19 protein-coding genes are annotated in these 19,643 nt (G+C 57.0%); 9 read left to right on the top strand and 10 right to left on the bottom strand.

Translation table 11 applies throughout. The features are described from left to right. Window positions 1-26 precede the first annotated feature (26 nt). The 9 genes from ACR0JE_RS09315 to coxB form a co-directional block, all read right to left on the bottom strand. Window positions 27-611 (bottom strand): GNAT family N-acetyltransferase, encoded by a 585-nt coding sequence (locus ACR0JE_RS09315; protein ID WP_480863970.1) that lies wholly within the window; start codon window positions 609-611, stop codon window positions 27-29. Next, window positions 611-1,873 carry a M16 family metallopeptidase gene (locus ACR0JE_RS09310; RefSeq protein ID WP_480863969.1) on the bottom strand — a complete coding sequence of 421 codons (1,263 nt, stop codon included), beginning with the start codon at window positions 1,871-1,873 and terminating at the stop codon, window positions 611-613. The genes ACR0JE_RS09315 and ACR0JE_RS09310 overlap by 1 nt, the downstream gene beginning before the upstream one ends. Beyond that, the gene (gene thrC / locus ACR0JE_RS09305; RefSeq protein ID WP_480863968.1) at window positions 1,870-3,258 is read right to left on the bottom strand and encodes a threonine synthase; all 1,389 of its coding nucleotides are present in this window, start codon (window positions 3,256-3,258) and stop codon (window positions 1,870-1,872) included. Before thrC ends, ACR0JE_RS09310 begins: the two co-directional genes overlap by 4 nt. Then, window positions 3,255-3,932 (bottom strand): SURF1 family protein, encoded by a 678-nt coding sequence (locus tag ACR0JE_RS09300; RefSeq protein WP_480863967.1) that lies wholly within the window; start codon window positions 3,930-3,932, stop codon window positions 3,255-3,257. Before ACR0JE_RS09300 ends, thrC begins: the two co-directional genes overlap by 4 nt. 155 nt (window positions 3,933-4,087) lie before the next feature. Continuing rightward, window positions 4,088-4,903, bottom strand: a complete 816-nt coding sequence (locus ACR0JE_RS09295) for a cytochrome c oxidase subunit 3 (protein WP_170530976.1) — start codon at window positions 4,901-4,903, stop codon at window positions 4,088-4,090. A gap of 22 nt (window positions 4,904-4,925) precedes the next feature. Then, entirely contained in the window at window positions 4,926-5,501 is a 576-nt protein-coding gene (locus ACR0JE_RS09290; protein ID WP_480542061.1) for a cytochrome c oxidase assembly protein, read from the bottom strand. Then, complete coding sequence (locus tag ACR0JE_RS09285; protein ID WP_170530980.1) at window positions 5,501-5,662, bottom strand: hypothetical protein; 162 nt, start codon at window positions 5,660-5,662, stop codon at window positions 5,501-5,503. The genes ACR0JE_RS09290 and ACR0JE_RS09285 overlap by 1 nt, the downstream gene beginning before the upstream one ends. Next, window positions 5,659-6,609, bottom strand: coding sequence for a heme o synthase (gene cyoE, locus ACR0JE_RS09280; RefSeq protein ID WP_480863966.1), 951 nt, complete (start codon window positions 6,607-6,609; stop codon window positions 5,659-5,661). Before cyoE ends, ACR0JE_RS09285 begins: the two co-directional genes overlap by 4 nt. An 86-nt stretch (window positions 6,610-6,695) precedes the next feature. Beyond that, the gene (gene coxB / locus ACR0JE_RS09275; protein WP_353013711.1) at window positions 6,696-7,607 is read right to left on the bottom strand and encodes a cytochrome c oxidase subunit II; all 912 of its coding nucleotides are present in this window, start codon (window positions 7,605-7,607) and stop codon (window positions 6,696-6,698) included. A 176-nt stretch (window positions 7,608-7,783) separates the two neighbouring features. Between coxB and tldD the strand changes: the two genes are divergently transcribed. The 5 genes from tldD to ACR0JE_RS09250 all read left to right on the top strand — a co-directional run bounded on the left by tldD (window position 7,784) and on the right by ACR0JE_RS09250 (window position 14,768). Next, entirely contained in the window at window positions 7,784-9,205 is a 1,422-nt protein-coding gene (tldD, locus tag ACR0JE_RS09270) for a metalloprotease TldD (RefSeq protein ID WP_480863965.1), read from the top strand. Between the two features lie 236 nt (window positions 9,206-9,441). Then, on the top strand, window positions 9,442-10,575 hold the full coding sequence (gene dprA, locus ACR0JE_RS09265; RefSeq protein ID WP_480863964.1) for a DNA-processing protein DprA: 1,134 nt from the start codon (window positions 9,442-9,444) through the stop codon (window positions 10,573-10,575). Window positions 10,576-10,727: 152 nt separating this feature from the next. Next, entirely contained in the window at window positions 10,728-13,346 is a 2,619-nt protein-coding gene (gene topA, locus ACR0JE_RS09260) for a type I DNA topoisomerase (protein ID WP_480863963.1), read from the top strand. 91 nt (window positions 13,347-13,437) lie between these two features. Next, window positions 13,438-14,142: a CoA transferase subunit A gene (locus ACR0JE_RS09255; RefSeq protein ID WP_353013719.1), complete on the top strand. Its 705-nt coding sequence runs from the start codon at window positions 13,438-13,440 to the stop codon at window positions 14,140-14,142. Further along, complete coding sequence (locus ACR0JE_RS09250; protein WP_480542051.1) at window positions 14,142-14,768, top strand: 3-oxoacid CoA-transferase subunit B; 627 nt, start codon at window positions 14,142-14,144, stop codon at window positions 14,766-14,768. Before ACR0JE_RS09255 ends, ACR0JE_RS09250 begins: the two co-directional genes overlap by 1 nt. A 44-nt stretch (window positions 14,769-14,812) precedes the next feature. Here the strand turns inward: ACR0JE_RS09250 and ACR0JE_RS09245 are convergent, their stop codons facing one another. After that, entirely contained in the window at window positions 14,813-15,679 is an 867-nt protein-coding gene (locus tag ACR0JE_RS09245; RefSeq protein WP_480863962.1) for a lytic transglycosylase domain-containing protein, read from the bottom strand. 353 nt (window positions 15,680-16,032) lie between these two features. Here ACR0JE_RS09245 and ACR0JE_RS09240 point away from each other — a divergent pair, with 353 nt between their 5' ends. From ACR0JE_RS09240 to ACR0JE_RS09225, 4 genes are all read left to right on the top strand, one after another. After that, window positions 16,033-16,266 (top strand): hypothetical protein, encoded by a 234-nt coding sequence (locus ACR0JE_RS09240; protein WP_170530996.1) that lies wholly within the window; start codon window positions 16,033-16,035, stop codon window positions 16,264-16,266. Window positions 16,267-16,585: 319 nt separating this feature from the next. Further along, window positions 16,586-16,933, top strand: coding sequence for a Flp family type IVb pilin (locus tag ACR0JE_RS09235; protein ID WP_480863961.1), 348 nt, complete (start codon window positions 16,586-16,588; stop codon window positions 16,931-16,933). A gap of 250 nt (window positions 16,934-17,183) precedes the next feature. After that, a complete protein-coding gene (gene cpaB / locus ACR0JE_RS09230; protein WP_170530998.1) occupies window positions 17,184-18,062 on the top strand; it encodes a Flp pilus assembly protein CpaB in 879 nt (292 codons plus the stop codon). 193 nt (window positions 18,063-18,255) lie between these two features. After that, window positions 18,256-19,635: a type II and III secretion system protein family protein gene (locus ACR0JE_RS09225; protein WP_480863960.1), complete on the top strand. Its 1,380-nt coding sequence runs from the start codon at window positions 18,256-18,258 to the stop codon at window positions 19,633-19,635. The last annotated feature ends 8 nt before the right edge of the window (window positions 19,636-19,643 follow it).

The following is a 19,643-nucleotide window of genomic DNA, read 5'->3' as shown; positions in this document are numbered from 1 at the left end:
GGCTTGCCGCGACGGGGGCAGAGCCCCTACCCCGTGTCGGTCTTACCGCGCCGGTCTGATCGTAAGCTGGCATACAACACATGCGTCCGCCACCGGCCATTGATCTGCAAATACGATTGCGCAACGCCTTCATATTTGAACCCGGAACTTTCCAACAATCCCCGAGAGGCTGCATTCTCGGGCAGGCAAGCCGCTTCAATCCGGCTCAGATCCAGCCGCGTGAAAGCGTGGTGCACCATCGCGCCAATCGCTTCGCGCATATACCCGTTGCGCGCAAAGGCCTGACCTGTCCAATAGCCCAACGTGCCAGCCTGCGCAGGGCCGCGCCGAATATTGTCCAGCGTGATCGCACCCACCAGCACATCATCTTCGCGTCGAAACAAAAACAGCGGGATTGCAGTGCCACTGGCCACAGACCGCTGGGCCCAATAGACCCGGTTAGTAAAGGACTTCCGGCTCAGGTGGTCCTTAGCCCAAATCGGCTCCCACGGCGTGAGATAATCTTTCGACGCCCGGCGCAACGCAGTCCAGGTGCCGAAATCGGAATGCACGGGCGGTCGCAAGCTCAGCCGCTCGGTTTCGAGTTTCAGCTTGCGTCTGCCCAAAAGCATCACGCCGCACGCCTCTCCTGCAGATCAGACAGTGAAGGCGCACCAGAGACAGGACCATACAACGCCAAAGCGGCTGGCGCGCGTGCTGCCATCTGTTCGGCAAAGGCCCGCACGTCCTCGGTGCTGACCGCGTCGATCTTGGCAACAGTATCCTCAAGCGAGGGCACCCGCCCCCAGATCTGCACCAGACGCGCAAGACGCTCAGCCCGGTTCGAGGGGCTTTCCAGCCCCATCAGCATCCCGGCTTTCATCTGCGCACGGGCGCGGGCGACCTCTTCTTCGCTCATATCATCGGCCGCGCGCTTCATCTCGTCTATTGTGATCGTTGCCAGCTCTGCGACCTGATCTGCCGACGTACCCGCGTAAATCGTGGTCGTGCCGGTATCCGCATAGGCCCCGGTCTGCGCAAAGATCGTGTAGCAAAGCCCGCGCGACTCGCGCACTTCCTGGAATAGGCGCGAAGACATACCGCCGCCCAACGCCGTCGAATAGATCTGAGCGGTATAGATCCCGTCATCGCGATAGCCTGGGCTTTCCAGCGCCAACGCAAAATGCGCCTGCTCTAGCTCTTTCTCCTGCCGTGCCTCACCGCCGGTGAACCGAGCGGCTTCGGGGATCAGACCTTTGCGCGGTTGCAGATGACCGAACATCTCTTCAGCCATTTTCATCAGCGCGTCATGGTCGACGGCGCCTGCCGCAGACAGGATCATTTGTTCGGGACCATAGTGCTCGGCCACGAAGCCTGAAAGGTCCTCTCGCGAGAAGGAACTCACCCGTTCCGACGGACCGAGGATGGTACGGCCCAGTGGCTGATCGTGATAGCTTTGTTCCTGCAGCCAGTCGAAAATCACATCGTCGGGCGTGTCATAGGCCTGTCCGATTTCCTGCAGGATCACGCCACGTTCAACCTCGATCTCACGCGGGTCGAAAACCGGGTTCAGGACAATGTCACCGATCACATCCATCGCCAGCGCCACATCGTGCTTCAGAACGCGCGCATAATAGGCCGTCACCTCGCGCGAGGTATAGGCGTTGATGTACCCACCTACATCTTCGATCGCCTCGGCGATTTGCAGTGAAGAACGCCGCTCGGTTCCCTTAAACGCCATATGCTCAAGGAAATGCGCGATCCCGTTCTGTTCGATCCGCTCATGCCGCCCGCCGGCGGTTACCCAGATGCCGATGGCCGCCGATTGCAGCCCCGGCATATGTTCACTGACGATACGAAAGCCGTTCTTCAGCTGGTCCTGTCTGACTGTCACTCAGCGATATGCCTTCTGATATGATCCTCGAGGGCACCCAGATCATTGGCAATCCGCGTCACCCGTTCCGGACGTTCATACAGATCAGACATGCGGGATGGAAGAGGCGGATGTTCCCCGCTCGCCTTCTCGACCGCCGCCGGAAATTTCGCGGGGTGCGCGGTGGCCAAAGTGATCATCGGCACATCCGCTGCGCGGTGATCCTCGGCCACTTTGATGCCGATGGCCGAATGCGGGCAGACCAGCTCGGCACTATGGGCCAGAGTGTGTTTGATCGTCCCAAGCGTCTCATCTTCGGACACGCGCCCCGAATCAAAGCTCTCACGCAGCGCCTCCATCGCGCCTTGGCTGACGTTGAAGCCACCGGCTTTCAGCTCATCCATCAACTGAGCGACCGCGCTACCATCCTCGTTATAGGCAGAATAAAGCGCGCGTTCGAAGTTTGAGCTGACCTGAATGTCCATCGACGGGCTGATCGAGGGGATGGTCTCGCCCTTGAAATACCCTTCACCCGACAGGCAGCGGTGCAGAATGTCGTTCTGGTTGGTCGCAACGACCAAACGGTCGATGGGCAGGCCCATACGTTTGGCCAGATAGCCTGCGAAGATGTCCCCGAAATTGCCGGTCGGGACGGTGAAGCTGACTTTGCGATGCGGCGCGCCAAGGCTGACAGCGGCTGAGAAGTAGTAGACGATCTGCGCCAGAACGCGGGCAAAGTTGATCGAGTTCACTCCGGCCAGTTTGACCTCATCCCGGAAATCGAAATCGTTGAACATATCCTTCAGCGCAGCCTGGCAATCGTCAAAATCACCATCCACCGCCAGCGCGTGCACATTGCTGTCCGCAGGCGTGGTCATCTGGCGGCGCTGCACCTCAGACACCCGTCCATGCGGATAGAGGATGAAAACATCCACCGCATCCAGCCCCCGGAATGCCTCAATCGCGGCCGAGCCGGTATCGCCACTGGTCGCGCCAACAATGGTTACGCGGTCATTGCGGCGTTTCAGGGCCACCTGGAACAGCTGACCGATCAACTGCATGGCAAAATCCTTGAAGGCCAACGTTGGCCCGTGGAACAGCTCCAACAGGAAGTGGTTTTCGTTCAGCTGCTTTAAAGGCGCGCGGGCGTCATGGCCGAAACCTTCATAGGCGCGGGCGATGATCTGTTTGAACTCATCCTCGGCGAAGGAGCCGCTGACATAGGGCCACATCACGCGGAACGCAATCTCCTCGTAGGACAGACCGGCCATGGCGGCGATCTCGTCATGGCTGAGCGTCGGGATTTCAGCCGGCAGGTACAGGCCACCATCACGGGCCAGCCCGGTCAGCATCGCCTCTTCAAAGCTCAGTTCAGGCGCTTGGCCACGGGTCGAGATGTATTTCATTGCGGGTCACTCTCAGAAGGGGCGCGATTGCGCCACAGGAAGTATCCGGTCATCGCGGCCCAGACGAGGGCCAATCCAAACCATGTGATTGCATATTGCAGGTGATCATTGGGAATGCCGGCCGTGTCGACCGGCAGCGGAGTCACGCCCGGATCGGTCTGAGAACGGGCGATCAGCAGAATCGGCTCGGCCCCCAGAGCGGCTGCCAGATTGGGCAGGTCTCGGGCGAACCAGATGTTGCTGTCGATATCGGCCTCGGGCGTGTAGCTGTCGATCTCATCGGGCCAATGCAGGTTGCCTGTCACTTCCATCGGGCCTGTCAAACGGTCGGTCTGTTTGGCCGTCGTGGGTACAAACCCCCGGTCCACCAGAATGGTCCGATCCTCGGTGCTGAACGACTGGATGATACGATATCCGGCACCGACCTGCTTGACCGAGACCAGAATGTGGATCTCGCCAGGCTGCATTTCCCCAGAGACCGAAACTGGCAGGTATTTGTGTTCGCTTTCGGAAATCTGTGACGGCAGGTCAATCGGAGCGGCGGAAATGCGCGCGTCGATTTCAGCCAGCACCCCCTGTTTCCAGGCCAAGCGCTGCACCTGCCAGATACCCAGCGACAACAGCGCGCCCAAACCAGCGAAACCGAAGATCAGCAGAAACAAAGTACGGCGCATATTAGATTATCGCTCGTTGCAGGAACCGGCGTCTTGTTAAGGGGCGTCTGCACTGAAATGCAACCACGCAATTGTGTGGGGCGCAATCTTGCGCCCCGGATAGAGAAAAAGCCGCCCCAAAGGGCGGCTTTTGCAATTGGATCACCTGACCGGCGTTACATCAGTGGGGCCTGACCCCAGATGTAGACGGCGAAGAACAGGAACAGCCAGACAACGTCAACAAAGTGCCAGTACCAAGCGGCAGCCTCGAAACCCACGTGTTTTTCGGGGGTAAAGTCGCCCTTTAGCGCACGGATCAGACAGACCGATAGGAAGATCGTGCCGATGATCACATGTGCGCCGTGGAAACCCGTCGCCATGAAGAAGTTCGAGTAGAACTGATCGCCGCCGAAGACCCAGTCTTCGTGGGCCAGCAACTCGTAATATTCAAACGCCTGCAGCGCGGTAAAGGCGATGCCCAGAACGATACCGATTGCCAGACCGTTGATCAGAGCCTTGCGGTCGTTGTCATGCACCAACGCATGGTGCGCCCAGGTGATAGCACAACCCGACAGTAGCAGGACCAGAGTGTTGATCAGAGGCAAGTGGAACGGGTCAACCGCATGGATATCCGGTTGGATGTATTCGGTGCCCGCATAGTCATACATCGGATACATCCGATGCTTGAAGAACGACCAGAACCAGGCAAAGAAGAACATCACCTCGGACATCACAAACAGGATGAAGCCATAGCGCAGGCCGATGCGCACGACCGGCGTGTGATCGCCCTGGCGGCTTTCGACCACGACTTCGGACCACCAGGCAAACATGGTGTACAGAACAGCCACCAAACCGGCCCAGAACATCCATGGCGTAATGCCATGCATCCACAGGACGGCTCCGAACAGCATCACAAAACCTCCAATCGCGCCGACAAGCGGCCAGATTGAGGGGTTCAGAATGTGGTAATCATGGTCTTTTGCGTGTGCCATCAGTGTCCCTCACCTAAAGGCGTTAGTTCGTATTTGTATCTGCCTGCGCGTCCAGGGCTGCATAGCCCTCGGGCAGGTCAATTTCGTAGAATGTATACGACAGAGTGATCGTATGCACATACTTTGCTTCCAGATCCTCGACCATTTCAGGGTCGACGAAGAAGGTTACCGGCATCTCAACCCGTTCGCCGGGCTGCAGCACCTGTTCCTCAAAGCAGAAACAAGCGATCTTCTGGAAATACCCGCCTGCTGAATAGGGCGCGACATTGTAGGATGCCTGCCCGGCAATCGGGCGATCGGTCGGATTGTAGGCCTCGTAGAAGGCCAGCCCTGTCTCGCCGATGCGCACTTCCATCTCACGTTCGATGGGCTTGAACTCCCAAGCCATACCCTTGGCTTTGGAGGCGTCAAAGCGCACAGTGATCGTGCGGTCCAGAATGTCATCAGGGGCGGCCTCAGCCACACCCGTTGTACCACCAAAACCGGTTACGCGGCAGAACCAATCGTAGAACGGCACCGCCGCCCATGCTAGGCTGCCCATCAGGATAACGACCCCGACGGTTTGCAAAACCGTTTTCCGTGGACCAGACATCGCCATCAGTTCTGCACCTCCTGCGTGGCCATACCGAAATCAGTACCGGATACTTTCACAACCGTCAGGCCGAAGATGATCACGATAAACGCTGCCAGCGTCAGGCCGACGCCAAGATTGCGGCCAAAACGGCGCTGATGCAATTCGTGGCTTTTGCGCAGACTCATGACCATCCTCCTAAACCGTAAGGCTTCAGAAGCGCCTCAACCAGAATGGCACCGAAGTGAAGGAACAGATAAATCAGCGACAGCTTGAAGAAAGAGCGCTCAACCCTGAAGTTATCCGCCTCGGCGTCATCTTCGGTGCGCCGAAAAATCTGCCAGGCACCGCGCAGGAACAACGCGTTGAGGATGATGGCAACCGTCAGGTAAATCGGCCCGCCGATGCCTGAGAACGCTGTGCCGACGGCCAGCAGGGCCAGCAGAACGGTATAGGCCAGGATATGCCAACGAGTCGATTTGCGGCCATGGGTCACGGTTAGCATCGGCACGCCTGCATCGTCATAGTCCGAACGCATGAACAGCGCCAGCGCCCAGAAATGCGGAGGCGTCCACATGAAAGTCAGGGCGAACATCAGCCAGGGCTCAATCGACATCGTACCTGTCGCCGCAACCCAGCCAATAACTGGCGGGAACGCGCCCGCAGCGCCGCCGATGACGATATTCTGAGGCGTCGTGCGCTTCAGCCACATCGTGTAAACAACGACATAGAAGAAGATGGTGAAGGCCAGAAACGCGCCTGCAAACCAATTGGTTGCAAGCCCCAGCATGATCACCGACAGGCCCGACAGCGTCAGACCCAGCGCCAGCGCCTCACCCGCATCCACCTTTCCCGACGGGATCGGGCGGGATTTGGTGCGCTTCATAACGCGGTCGATGTCTGCGTCCCACCACATGTTCAGCGCACCAGACGCACCGCCACCGATGGCGATGAACAGAATCGCACAAAAGCCCACAAAGGGATGTACGGGGGTTGGCGCTGCCAGCAGACCAACCAGAGCCGTGAAGACAACCAACGACATGACACGCGGCTTCAGCAAGGCGAAGTAGTCGCCAAAGCTGGCCTCGTCCGCCTTTGCGGCCGCAATGCTGGCATTGATGCTTGCGTCGGTCATTTCAGGTCCTTTAGGGCGACGGCAGCACGATGGTCCGCGCAGCCTGATCGTTCATGGCGGATGGGCTTACCCCACCCAGATGGCTATCAGTTCGAGGCCACCTGATAAGCTTGCGGCAGCCCCGCATACTCATCAATGGCACCCTTAAGCCACTCTTCATATGCCTCTTCGCTGACCACCTTTACGGTGATCGGCATATAGGCGTGGTCCTTGCCGCAGAGCTCCGAGCACTGGCCAAAGTAGACGCCTTCTTTTTCGGCTTCGAACCACAGTTCAGCCAAACGTCCGGGCACACCGTCCTGCTTCACGCCGAAAGAGGGGATCGTCCAGGAATGGATCACGTCAGATGCGGTCACCTGCATGACAACGATCTTACCTACCGGAACGACCACGGCAGTGTCGGTTGCCAGCAACCATTCGTCATCGCTATATCCGGAATCGGCCAGCTTCGCGCGCATTGCATCATCCAGAACGAACGGCGTGACATCCGCATCTGCGGGGCGAGCACCTTCGTCCAGGGTCGCCGGGTGACCCAGCAGGTAGCTGTCAAAGGCAAAGTCGTGGTCGACATATTCGTAGGTCCAGTACCACTGATTGCCCACAACCTTGATCACAACATCGCCTTCGGGAATTTCCTGCTGTTTGAAGAGAACCGGCAGCGAAAACGCACCGATAAAGACCAGTATAATGATGGGGCCCAAGGTCCATGCAATCTCGACCGGGGTATAGTGCGAAAAGCGCGCCGGGGTCGGGTTGACGCGCGAATTGTAGCGCACGATGCAATAGACAAGCAGAGCCGCCACAAAGATACAGATTGCGGTGATGATCACCAGAATCATGTTGTCCAACCTGTGAATGCCTTCCGCAAGGCTGGTCGCCGCGGGCTGGAACCCAAGGCCGCCATCGACCGGCTTACCAATGATCTCAAGGTCCTGAGCCATGGCGGGAAGGCTGGAGAGGGCTGTCATCAACCCCGAAAGCATCAAAGCATTCTTCATGTTCTGTCCTGATCGTTTGATCTTTGCGTCTCTCGCGAAAAGGTGTGAATCGGTCGCACCTCTCCCGTTGTCTTTGGCCGCGTTAAAAACCATATTCCGTCGGGTAGATAAAGCAAAATGCTTGCGTCAAACAGACGCTATTTTTGATCTGGATCAAACCCGAAAGGTTCCAACCCATGACTCAGGCCCCGTTTCGCCCCTTTGAAAGCGCACTTCCGCAGGACGAAGCGCTGGCAGTTTTGCAATCGGCAACCGCTGGGGCCGAGGACGGAGAGCTGTTTGTTGAACGCAGAAAATCGGAATCGCTTGTTTTTGATGACGGGCGGTTGCGCACCGCATCTTATGATGCATCCGAGGGGTTTGGTTTGCGCGCGGTCCAAGGCGAAGTGGCCGGCTACGCGCATTCCACGGATGTTTCGATCCCTGCTCTGAAGCGTGCAGCCGAAACCGCGCGCCTTGCGGTGGGCGATGGTGGCGGGGCGCTGGCCGAGGCCCCGCGCGCCACAAATACTCGGCTTTACACAGACGAGGATCCGATCGAATCCGCCTCCTTTCCCGTGAAGATCGACACGTTGCGCGAGATTGATGCCTTTGCCCGGGGGTTGGACCCGCGCGTTGTGCAAGTTAGCGCCACAATCGCGGCAACCGTGCAAGAGGTCGAAATTCTGCGCCCCGACGGCATACAGGTGCGCGATGTGCGTCCGATGACTCGGGTGAACATCTCGGTCATCGTCGAGCAAAACGGTCGCCGCGAAAGCGGCTCAGCTGGCGGCGGCGGACGCGTTGGCCTAAGCGGGCTGATCGATCCCGCCGACTGGCAGAACAAAGCCCGCGAGGCTTTGCGCATTGCGCTGGTCAACCTTGAGGCTATCCACGCCCCCGCTGGTGTCATGGAGGTCGCTCTCGGACCCGGCTGGCCGGGTATCTTGCTGCACGAAGCCATTGGTCATGGGCTCGAAGGTGATTTTAATCGCAAGGGCAGCTCGGCTTTTGCGGGGCTGATGGGACAGCAGATTGCGTCAAAGGGTGTGACTGTTGTGGACGATGGCACTATCGCAGATCGACGCGGCTCAATCAGCGTGGATGATGAAGGCACACCAAGTTCACGCACGTTGCTGATCGAAGACGGTATCCTTACGGGTTACATGCAGGATCGCCAGAACGCACGCCTGATGGGGGTCGCGCCAACCGGCAATGGACGTCGCCAAAGCTATGCCCATAAACCGATGCCACGAATGACAAACACCATCATGCTCGGGGGCCAGGACGATCCGGCTGCTTTGGTCGCGGATATCAAAGATGGTATATGGGCCGTCGGCTTTGGCGGTGGTCAGGTGGACATAACCAATGGCAAATTCGTTTTTTCGTGCACCGAGGCCTACCGCGTCGAAAACGGCAAAATCGGCGCTCCGGTAAAAGGCGCCACCCTGATCGGAGACGGCCCCTCGGCCCTGAAACGTATCCGAGGATTGGGCAATGACATGGCGCTGGATCCGGGCATGGGCACCTGTGGCAAAGATGGTCAATGGGTTCCTGTGGGGGTCGGACAGCCGACCGTTTTGATGGATGGGCTGACCATTGGCGGCTCTGCCACCTGAGTCGGAATCGTCATTTCCGGCTATTCGAGGTTAATGCAGCCTTCCCGCGTGGCTGCGTATTTTGGGTGGTCAGCTAAATGCGCACTGAATACTCGCATGAATTTGTGGTTTATTATCAAATGAGTAGCGGCGAATTGCGCTAGTAGTTGCGATCGAAACGCAGCAAATTTTCATCGATTTACAGGCTGTTAACCCGTCCTGACGTAAACCAGTTTTGCAATCAGGCGGAGCATCGGATGACCGAAGAGCAGCTTTCTTCCAATCACCCCCCACTCCCACCCACCACGGAAGAGGACCGGTTTTCCTGGCTTCGTCTGTTGCGCTCACGCAAGGTTGGCCCCGCAACATTTCGTCGGCTGCTGCGTGAACATGGCTCGGCGCAGAATGCGCTGGCCGCGCTGCCGGAAATGGCACGCGCTGCCGGAATAGACGGGTATGAAATCTGCCCCCCCGGCGTGATTGAGGCGGAGCTCAAGGCCGCAAAGGCCGCCAAAGCGCGGCTTTTGTGCCTTGGGGCCGCTGATTTTCCAGAGGCATTGAACGATCTGAACGATGCCCCGCCGGTGCTATGGGCAATTGGCGATGTTTCACTTTTGCATAAACCCGCAATTGCGATGGTTGGGGCCCGCAACTGTTCATCACTTGGCGCGCGGATGGCGCGCGGATTGGCGAAAGAGCTTGGGCAAAAAGACCATATTATCGTGTCGGGCTTGGCGCGCGGCATCGATACCGCAGCGCATATGGCATCGCTTGAAACAGGGACAATCGCCGTCACGGCGGGTGGTGTCGATGTCATCTACCCGGCCGAGAATACAGAACTTGCCCACAGTATTGCGACCAAGGGCTTAAGGCTGTCTGAGCAACCCGTCGGCGTCACACCACAGGCGCGGCATTTCCCGCGCCGCAACCGGATCATATCAGGGCTGGCTCAGGCTGTTGTTGTTGTCGAAGCTGCTGCAAAATCCGGCAGCCTGATCACGGCCCGGGACGCATTGGACCAAGGGCGGGAGGTTCTTGCAGTGCCCGGGCACCCGTTCGATGCACGTGCCGCCGGATGCAATCTGCTGATCCGAGACGGGGCGACGCTGGTCAGATCCGCCGAAGATGTGATCGACGCGCTGCCGCCACAGCAGCCCAAACTGTTCCCCCAAGACGAAGCATGGGGCGAAACGGTCCCCACATCCCCCGCCAACTCAGCGGCTCTGCATGATGAGGTGTTGCTGCGCTTGGGCCCGTCTCCCATAGCCGAGGACCAGCTGATCCGCGACATCGCCGCAAGCGCGGGCGAGATTGGCCCGGTCCTTGTTGATCTGGAGCTGGAAGGGCGGATTCAACGCCAGCCGGGCGGGCTGTTGTCATTGGCCAGTTAACAGACAAACCTGCTGGCTCAGACCGTGTGGGGCGATGAGAATCCGCGCATCAGCCTAGACGCCAAAGGAACGCATTGACAATTCGATATTGTCGCACACATCTTGCACGGCCATAAAACGCGCAAAGTCTGTCGAGCAAGGATTCATCTTAAATGCCCGTAGTTGTTGTAGAATCTCCGGCCAAAGCCAAAACGATCAATAAGTATCTTGGTCCGGACTACACGGTTTTGGCCTCGTACGGGCACGTTCGCGACCTGCCACCAAAGGATGGATCGGTCGATCCGGACCATGAATTTTCTATGACATGGGAAGTCGGCAATGACAGCCGCAAACATGTCAAAGCCATCGCCGACGCCTTGAAAGAAGATAATGCGCTGATCCTTGCCACTGACCCGGATCGTGAGGGCGAGGCGATCAGCTGGCACCTGCAAGAAGCACTGACCAAGCGCCGCTCGATCAAGAAAGACACGCCTGTCAGCCGGGTAACCTTCAACGCCATCACCAAAGAGGCCGTGACCGAGGCAATGCAGAACCCACGCCAGGTCGACATGCCGCTGGTCGAGGCCTATCTGGCGCGCCGCGCGCTGGACTATCTTGTGGGGTTCAACCTATCTCCGGTTCTGTGGCGCAAACTGCCGGGTGCCCGGTCGGCAGGCCGCGTGCAATCTGTCTGTCTGCGCCTGATCGTCGAACGCGAGATGGAGATCGAAGCGTTCAAGCCAGTCGAATACTGGTCGGTCCGGGCGCTGTTCGAAACCCCACGGGGCCAGACCTACGAGGCGCGTCTGGTCACCTTAGCGGGTAAAAAGCTCGACAAACACGATCTGGCCAATGCCACGCAGGCGGAACTGGCGGTTCAGGCGATCACCAGCCGTGCACTCAGTGTGACCTCGGTCGAGGCGAAACCGGCAGCCCGCAACCCCAGCGCGCCCTTCATGACCTCAACCCTGCAACAAGAGGCCAGCCGCAAATTCGGCATGGGTGCGCGTCACGCGATGCAAGTGGCGCAGCGGCTGTATGAGGCGGGCTACATTACCTATATGCGGACCGACGGCATCGATATGGCCCCCGAAGCCGTGGCTGCCACGCGCGACACCATAGCCGAAAGGTATGGCAGCGAATACGTGCCGGACAGCCCACGTATGTATAAAAACAAGGCCAAAAACGCACAGGAAGCGCATGAATGTATCCGACCAACGGATATGACGCGCGATGCCAAGGCTCTGAAAGTCACCGACGAGGATCAGCGCAAACTGTATGATCTGATCTGGAAACGCACGATCGCCTGCCAAATGGCGGCGGCACGCCTTGAACGAACCACGGTTGAGATCGGCAGCGACGATGGACAGGTGGGCCTGCGCGCCACCGGTCAGGTTGTTCTGTTTGACGGCTTCATGCGCGTTTATGAGGAAGGTCGCGACGACGTTGCCGATGATGACGAAAAGCGCCTGCCACAGATCATGCAGGGCGATCCGGCGCCATTTGCCAAAACCTCGCTGAAAGGTCAGGCTTCAAAGGCAGAAGACAAGGCTGCCATCCTGTCCGATAACGAATCCGTTCTGGCGCTGCAGCACCACACCCAACCTCCGCCACGTTATACCGAGGCCACATTGGTCAAGCGCATGGAAGAGTTGGGGATCGGGCGACCCTCGACTTATGCCTCGATCGTGACCACGATTCAGGACCGCGAATATGTGCGCAAAGACAAGAACCGGCTGATCCCCGAAGAAAAGGGCCGGATCGTCACAATCTTCCTGCTGAACTTCTTCCGCCAATATGTGGGTTATGAGTTCACGGCCAATCTGGAAGAGGAACTGGACGACGTCAGCGCAGGAGACCGCGACTACAAGGACCTTCTGGGCAAGTTCTGGCGTGATTTCTCGGCTGCGATTGGCGAGACGTCAGAGTTGCGGATTTCCGAAGTGCTGGACAAGCTGGACGAAGCGCTTGCGCCTCAGCTGTATCCACCGCGCGAAGACGGGTCAGATCCGCGTATCTGCCCAAAATGCGGGACTGGGCAATTGCATCTGAAAACCTCACGAACTGGTGGGTTCGTTGGATGTGGAAACTATCCCGAATGCACCTATACCCGCCCCATCGCTGGTGAAGGCGCAGAAGGTGATGAACGTTTACTGGGTGAAGACGCAGGTGATGAGATCTGGCTGAAATCCGGACGGTTCGGCCCTTATGTTCAACGCGGCGAACCGACGCCTGAGAATAAGAAGCCCCCGCGCGCCTCTCTGCCGCGTGGATGGAGCAAGGATGACATGGACCTTGAGAAGGCCCTGACCCTGTTGTCCCTTCCCCGCCAGATTGGTGAGCACCCCGAGGGTGGCGTGATCAGTTCAAACTTCGGTCGCTTCGGACCATATCTGATGCATCAGTTGGCGGATGAGGCCAAACCTGTCTATGCCAACCTCAAAGATCCCAATGATGTGTTCGAAATAGGCATGAACCGCGCCGTCGAACTGCTGGCCGAAAAGCGCGCCAATCCGGGTCGCGGGCGCCGCGCCGCTGCAAAACCGCTGAAAGAGCTGGGCGAGCACCCCGATGGCGGTGTGATGCAGGTGCTGGACGGGCGCTATGGTCCATATGTGAAGTGGGAAAAGGTCAATGCGACAATCCCCAAAGACATCAAGCCCGAAGATGTGACGCAAGAAATGGCCGTTGAACTGGTCAACGAGCGCGCAGCCAAGAAAGGCACCAAGAAAAAGGCGGCACCCAAAAAGAAGGCCGCCACCAAGAAGACCACCAAAAAGGCGGCCGGGTAGGTAGAAATACCACCACCCCCTTGGTTTCATTGACTTCCCAATGACGTGGCGGCACAACCTGCCCATCACCATGTCATTGGGGGAGTTTTCCATGAAGAAAGTCTATGCCAATGCCTCTGAGGCGCTCGACGGAGTGCTGTCGGATGGCATGCTGATTGCGGCGGGCGGATTCGGCCTGTGCGGCATTCCAGAGTTGTTGCTTGAGGCGATCAAAGATTCGGGTGTCAAAGACCTGAGCTTTGCTTCGAATAATGCCGGTGTGGATGATTTCGGAATCGGCATCCTGCTGCAGACCAAGCAGGTCAAAAAAATGATCAGCTCGTATGTCGGCGAGAACGCCGAATTCATGCGCCAATATCTAAGCGGAGAGCTGGAGTTGGAGTTCAACCCCCAAGGCACGCTAGCCGAAAGAATGCGCGCGGGTGGTGCTGGCATCCCCGGTTTCTACACTAAAACCGGCGTGGGCACCGTGATCGCCGACGGGAAAGAGCACAAGGACTTCAACGGTGAGACATATATCCTTGAAGAAGGCATCTTTGCCGATCTGGCCATTGTGAAGGCCTGGAAGGCGGATGACACTGGCAATCTGGTGTTCCGCAAGACCGCTCGCAACTTTAATGTTCCCGCCGCAACCTGCGGCAAGATTTGTGTGGCTGAGGTCGAAGAGATCGTTCCACGCGGTTCGTTGGACCCCGACAGCATCCATCTGCCCGGCATCTATGTGCATCGCATCATTCAGGGCAGCCACGAAAAGCGCATTGAACAGCGCACCACCCGCAAGAAGGAGGACGCATAATGCCCTGGGACCGCAATCAGATGGCCGCGCGCGCAGCGGAAGAGCTGGAAGACGGCATGTATGTGAACCTCGGCATCGGCATTCCGACGCTGGTGGCGAACTATGTGGGGGATAAGGACATCACCCTGCAATCCGAAAACGGCATGCTGGGCATGGGGCCCTTCCCATTTGAGGGTGAAGAAGACCCAGACCTGATCAACGCAGGCAAGCAGACGATCACCGAACTGTCCCGCACATCCTACTTCGACAGCGCCACATCCTTTGCCATGATCCGAGGCGGAAAAATTGCCGCGGCGATCCTGGGCGCGATGGAGGTGGACGAGAAAGGCGATCTGGCCAACTGGATGATCCCTGGCAAGCTGGTCAAGGGCATGGGCGGCGCGATGGACCTCGTGGCCGGTGTTGGACGTGTCATCGTTGTGATGGATCACACCAACAAACACGGTGACTCGAAAGTTCTGAAAGAATGCACCCTTCCGCTGACCGGGAAAGGCGTGGTTGATCTCATCATCACCAACCTGGGCGTTCTGGACGTTGTCGAGGATGGTTTGAAGATCGTCGAACTCGCGGATGGTGTGAGCGAAGACGACATGCGCGCTGCGACTCAGGCTAAGATCGTCGATTAAACAATCGTGTTTAGCCAAGGGCCCGCTCGGAGTGGCGGGCCTTTTTAGTTGGTGGTCTGAAACACGCAACCGTCAGAGATCAGATCAGGTGGTGTCGAACAAAGCGCACGCGCGATCTGAAACGCTGCCAGAACTTTAGGCACATAGTCCCGTGTTTCAGCATAGGGCGGCACACCGCTGTGTTTTCTAACGGCACCCTCGCCCGCATTGTATCCAGCAAGAACCAGAATCGGATCATTGCCGAACTCTTCCATCAGCCAATTCAGATACTTCACACCACCAGAGATGTTTTGATCCGGCTGGAAACTGTCATTCACGCCGAAACGCGCTGCAGTTGCGGGCATCAGCTGCATCAATCCCTGCGCCCCAGCGGAACTGACAGCATCCGCACGACCCGCTGATTCAACTGCAATCACAGCTAGCACCAAGGCTGGCGAGACATTTGTGCCAACTGTCGAGCGCAGGATATCCACGCCCTGTTGTTGTGCAATGTTCTGCAAAGTCTGAAGCCTGGGGGATTTGATACTCGTTGCTGACAGGGCCTGGATAGCGTCCTCCAATCGGCCAGCCCGAGCCTGCGCCAATTCCGGCGATATCCGATCCCAGAATGCTTTGTATGAACCTTTGGGGTTACTTTTGACACCTGCATCCGGCGTGATCGCTGGCGGAACTTTGGCTTTCTTGATGATTTCGGGCACGATCAGTTCGGCCCCTGTACTTGGCGCGGATGGTCTGGCGGCATGCTCTTGTGGAGATATCTGAACGGTCACGCGCGGGCGTTCACCGGGTTTCGGCGCTTTGATCCGTTTATATACACCGCGTGGTTCGCGTTCAGTTGCCCCTAAAGGCGCAACACTAACGGTTAGGAACACCAACACACCGGCGCATTTAAGTGCGTCCCGGAGATTCATTTGCCTGCCTCATGCTCTCTTTTTTCTGAAGTTGAACCGCAAAACGTCTCGCAAGGCCAGAAAAACAAAGCGAATTGGGGCAATTTCGCCTCATTTGGCGCTTTTTTGCACCGCCCGGCACGGTGAAAAGGGTGCCAACAAATATTTTTTCTTTTTGTTATCTGATAGTTAAGCAATTCGTATCAAAAAAGTTAAATCAAACAGAAAAAAATATCGGTTTGGCCCAATTCCTGCCATGCGTACCCGTCAAACATAAGCCCATACCGAGACGGACTGGAGCGGACTGAGAGAGAAAGCTCTGAAAGACGCCAAGGTTCAACAGACTTTATTAGATCCTTTAGGAGGGACGTAACATGATCAAGTTCATCAAGAACTTCCGCAAAGACGAAGACGGCGCAGTAACAGTTGACTGGGTTGTTCTGACCGCAGCAGTCATCGGCCTGGCAGCCGTTGCATACCAGCAGATTTCGGCTGGCGCGACCGGCCTGGCGACCGACGTCAACACCGCTCTGAACGGTGCGACCATCTCGACCGGCAGCAACACAGCTGCAGGTGGTGTAACCGGCGCAGGTACCGCGACCAACTAAGCAATCGCTTAGAGTATGATTTGAAACCGCGCCAAACTCGGCGCGGTTTTTCTGTTTATGGAGCCCTCTCATTGGCTAGCCTGCGCCATGAGTAACAGATTTCCGGCTGTTGGCCGATTGCCCAGCAACGAGGATGGATCGCATCTTCTTATCGCCAAAGCTGTACAATTTAAGGCAATTATTCGCAAACTGTGGCGCCAAACACAATATTTGGCCCTATTTCCGCCATGCATGTCACGCAAAAATAATCTTCGAACTACGGAACAGACGGCCCGTTTTATTGCCTGGGTCGAAACGGACTATGGCTCGGAGGGGCAAGATGTATAAGTTCATCAAACGGTTTTCGCATGACGAAGACGGCGCTGTCACGGTTGATTGGGTAGTGTTGACGGCCTTGATTATTGGCATCGGGTCAGCCCTGTATCTGGCAATCGCCTCTGCAACCAACAGCTACGGCGGGAACGTAAACACCGCGCTTACATCCGCAACCGTCAGTACGGGCGACAACGACAATGCTGGCGGCTTCACAGTTGCGGGTACGGCGGGTGGCTCTTCTTCGGGCGGCGGGTCATCCTCCGGCGGAAGTTCAAGCGGCGGTTCGTCTTCGGGCGGCAGTTCAGGTGGTGGAGACGGCGGATCCAGCGGTGGAAGCTCGGGCGGCGGTTAAAACTGATAAACGACACTCAGTTACAAAAAAGCAAACGCCGCAACAGTCTGTGCGCGGCGTTTTTGTTGCGAAACCGGTGTGAGACGCGCCGTTAGATACCCGCAAACAGATTCCGCAACAATATTAAGAATCCCGGGCGATTGACCAATTTGTCCCAGATTTCGACACAATTGCTCTGTAGGAATTATGCTGTTCAAAATTGTTGATACTGTCGCTAACCAGTCGACCGGCGAAAAAGTGAGGTACAAATATGCGAGCGGTATTCGGACTTGTTCTGATTGTCGGGGTGGCTCTGGCGGGGGGCGCTGTCTATATGGCGCGCAACTATATATCTGAGTACCAGAACGAACTGGCCCGTCAGAAGCAGGCGGCAGCCGAGGCGCTGGCCAATGCTCAGGTGGATGTCATCCCTACTGTAACTGTTTACGTGTCGAATCGGCCGCTGAAGTACGGCGAAGCTCTGACACCAGAAGACGTTCGCGCCGTCGATTGGCCCGAAAACGCGATTCCCGAAGGCACCTTCACCGAGATGGCAGTCCTGTTTCCGGAAATTGGGCCGCAGGAGCGTTTTGTTCTTCGCACCATGGAAAAAGACGAAGCGATTTTGGCGGTCAAGGTCACAGAGCCAGGTGAAAAGGCTGGCCTGACCTCACGTTTGGAAAAAGGCATGCGCGCCTTTGCGATCAGTGTTGACGTGGCATCCGGCGTGTCAGGTTTTCTGCGTCCAGGCGACAATGTAGATATCTATTGGACGGGTTCAAGCGGCACCGCCGAAGGATCAGCGGGTGGCATCACACGTTTGATTCAGTCAAACATCCAACTGATTGCTGTCGACCAGACCGCGGGCTCAGACGTGTCACAAACGACAATCGCACGAACTGTGACGGTTGCTGCAACACCCGAGCAAGTTGCAGCGCTCGCCCAGGCCCAGAACACTGGTCGTTTGTCTTTGGCACTTGTTGGTGTGCAGGATGAATCGGTCGCATCTGCAATCGAAGTTGACCAAAGAAAGCTATTGGGCATCGAAGAAATCGCGCCTGCGCCTGAAAAGGCGAAAGAACAGGTCTGCACCACACGCATCCGAAAAGGCGGCGACACGTTCGAAACCCAAATACCCTGCACAAATTAACGTCAATTCAGAACGTTATCGGTTCAGGCCGCGCAGAACGCGCGGCCTATTTTTTTGCCATTGTTGCCTATTGTCCACATAAACAAAATTCCGGAAACCATTGATTATTGCAATAAATTCGGTTTTCGCGCACTGTCTTTCCTATAGGGCATCAGACCCAAAAAAACGAGGCGTGATCGGAGAGGCAGGTCACATGACAATACGTTCCTGGATCAGCGCAACCCTGCTGGGGTTGTCGCTTGTTATGGGCCCGGTCGGCGATGCCGCCTGGGCTGAAACCCTTCGCGTGGTAAAAAAGGGCACAGTGGAAACACTGGATGTTCCTATGAATCGCGCAATCGTTGTGGAAAGCGAACAACCGTTCGCCGAACTCAGCATTGCCAATGCGGGCATAGCGGATATCTCGTCGCTTTCAGACCGGACTATCTATGTTCTGGGTAAGACACCCGGCATGACCACCCTGACGCTGTTTGACGGCGCCGGCATGCTGTTGGCGAATGTGCGCGTTCGCGTTGCGCCCGATGTGACGGAATTTAAAGAGCGTCTGCGTCAGATTCTGCCATCCGAGCCAATTGAGGTCCGCACCGCCAATGACGGCATTGTATTGTCGGGCACAGTTTCAAGCTCAGCCAAACTGGCACGCGCGCTTGAATTGGCAGAACGCTATGCACCTGAACGCGTATCGAACCTAATGTCGGTCGGTGGAGTTCAGCAGGTCATGCTGAAAGTCCGTTTTGCCGAGATGAACCGTTCGGTCGCCAAGCAGCTTTCTTCTTCGCTTTCCTTTGCAAGCGGGAGTGGCAACGTCGTCGGTGGTTTTAACCCTCAAAACCTTGTCCCACCAGTCACAGTACAAGATGGTACATTGTTGTTTGGCTTTGGTGTCGGTTCAGCGCAGGTCAATGTGTTGCTCCAGGCACTGGAAACCAAAGGTTTGGTACGAAATCTAGCCGAGCCAAACCTTTCTGCCCTTTCTGGTCAGGAAGCAACCTTCCTAGCGGGTGGTGAGGTGCCGATCCCCGTTCCCCAGGATGATGGCGTTGTCGCGATTGAATTCAAACAATTCGGCGTCGAAATGAGTTTCACCCCACGCGTTGTGGATGGTGATCTGATCAACCTGGAAATGGGCACAGCCGTTTCGGCCATCGATACCAGCTCGAACTTCACGATCAACGGTGACATCGTACCAAGCTTTATCACCCGTCAGGCGAAGACAACGATTGAGCTGCGGGATGGGGAAAGCTTTGCAATCGCGGGCCTGCTTCAGGACAACTTTACCGATCAAAACAACCAGATTCCGTGGTTGGGTGATGTACCGATCCTGGGTGCTCTTTTCCGCAGTGCCGACTATCAGCGCGAACAGAGCGAGCTTGTCATCATCGTAACAGCGCATTTGGTTAGCCCAACACGAGGCGAAGCCCTTGCCCTGCCAACTGATCGTGTCAAACCGCCCAGCGATTTTGACCTGTTCCTCACGGGCCGCGTCGCCCGTACAGAGCGTCAAGGTGCTGGTGCTGCATCAGAGGTTGCAAAGCAGGACTTTGGCAGCTCGTACGGCTACGTCCTGGATTGATGAGGAGG

The sequence above is a fragment of the Ruegeria sp. H3 genome, from assembly GCF_056533095.1.
The sequence above is the reverse complement of the archived record's forward strand: the minus strand, read 5'-3'. Positions and strand labels throughout refer to the sequence as shown.

Bases quoted from the DNA above. Each gene is read 5' to 3' on its own strand.
- ACR0JE_RS09245 (WP_480863962.1), bottom strand. From the start codon at position 15,679: ATGAATCTCCGGGACGCACTTAAATGCGCCGGTGTGTTGGTGTTCCTA.
- cyoE (WP_480863966.1), bottom strand. From the start codon at position 6,609: ATGACCGACGCAAGCATCAATGCCAGCATTGCGGCCGCAAAGGCGGAC.
- cpaB (WP_170530998.1), top strand. From the start codon at position 17,184: ATGCGAGCGGTATTCGGACTTGTTCTGATTGTCGGGGTGGCTCTGGCG.
- thrC (WP_480863968.1), bottom strand. From the start codon at position 3,258: ATGAAATACATCTCGACCCGTGGCCAAGCGCCTGAACTGAGCTTTGAA.
- ACR0JE_RS09235 (WP_480863961.1), top strand. From the start codon at position 16,586: ATGTATAAGTTCATCAAACGGTTTTCGCATGACGAAGACGGCGCTGTC.
- ACR0JE_RS09295 (WP_170530976.1), bottom strand. From the start codon at position 4,903: ATGGCACACGCAAAAGACCATGATTACCACATTCTGAACCCCTCAATC.
- ACR0JE_RS09225 (WP_480863960.1), top strand. From the start codon at position 18,256: ATGACAATACGTTCCTGGATCAGCGCAACCCTGCTGGGGTTGTCGCTT.
- ACR0JE_RS09290 (WP_480542061.1), bottom strand. From the start codon at position 5,501: ATGGCGATGTCTGGTCCACGGAAAACGGTTTTGCAAACCGTCGGGGTC.
- topA (WP_480863963.1), top strand. From the start codon at position 10,728: ATGCCCGTAGTTGTTGTAGAATCTCCGGCCAAAGCCAAAACGATCAAT.
- ACR0JE_RS09240 (WP_170530996.1), top strand. From the start codon at position 16,033: ATGATCAAGTTCATCAAGAACTTCCGCAAAGACGAAGACGGCGCAGTA.
- dprA (WP_480863964.1), top strand. From the start codon at position 9,442: ATGACCGAAGAGCAGCTTTCTTCCAATCACCCCCCACTCCCACCCACC.
- ACR0JE_RS09255 (WP_353013719.1), top strand. From the start codon at position 13,438: ATGAAGAAAGTCTATGCCAATGCCTCTGAGGCGCTCGACGGAGTGCTG.
- ACR0JE_RS09315 (WP_480863970.1), bottom strand. From the start codon at position 611: ATGCTTTTGGGCAGACGCAAGCTGAAACTCGAAACCGAGCGGCTGAGC.
- tldD (WP_480863965.1), top strand. From the start codon at position 7,784: ATGACTCAGGCCCCGTTTCGCCCCTTTGAAAGCGCACTTCCGCAGGAC.
- ACR0JE_RS09285 (WP_170530980.1), bottom strand. From the start codon at position 5,662: ATGAGTCTGCGCAAAAGCCACGAATTGCATCAGCGCCGTTTTGGCCGC.
- ACR0JE_RS09250 (WP_480542051.1), top strand. From the start codon at position 14,142: ATGCCCTGGGACCGCAATCAGATGGCCGCGCGCGCAGCGGAAGAGCTG.
- coxB (WP_353013711.1), bottom strand. From the start codon at position 7,607: ATGAAGAATGCTTTGATGCTTTCGGGGTTGATGACAGCCCTCTCCAGC.
- ACR0JE_RS09300 (WP_480863967.1), bottom strand. From the start codon at position 3,932: ATGCGCCGTACTTTGTTTCTGCTGATCTTCGGTTTCGCTGGTTTGGGC.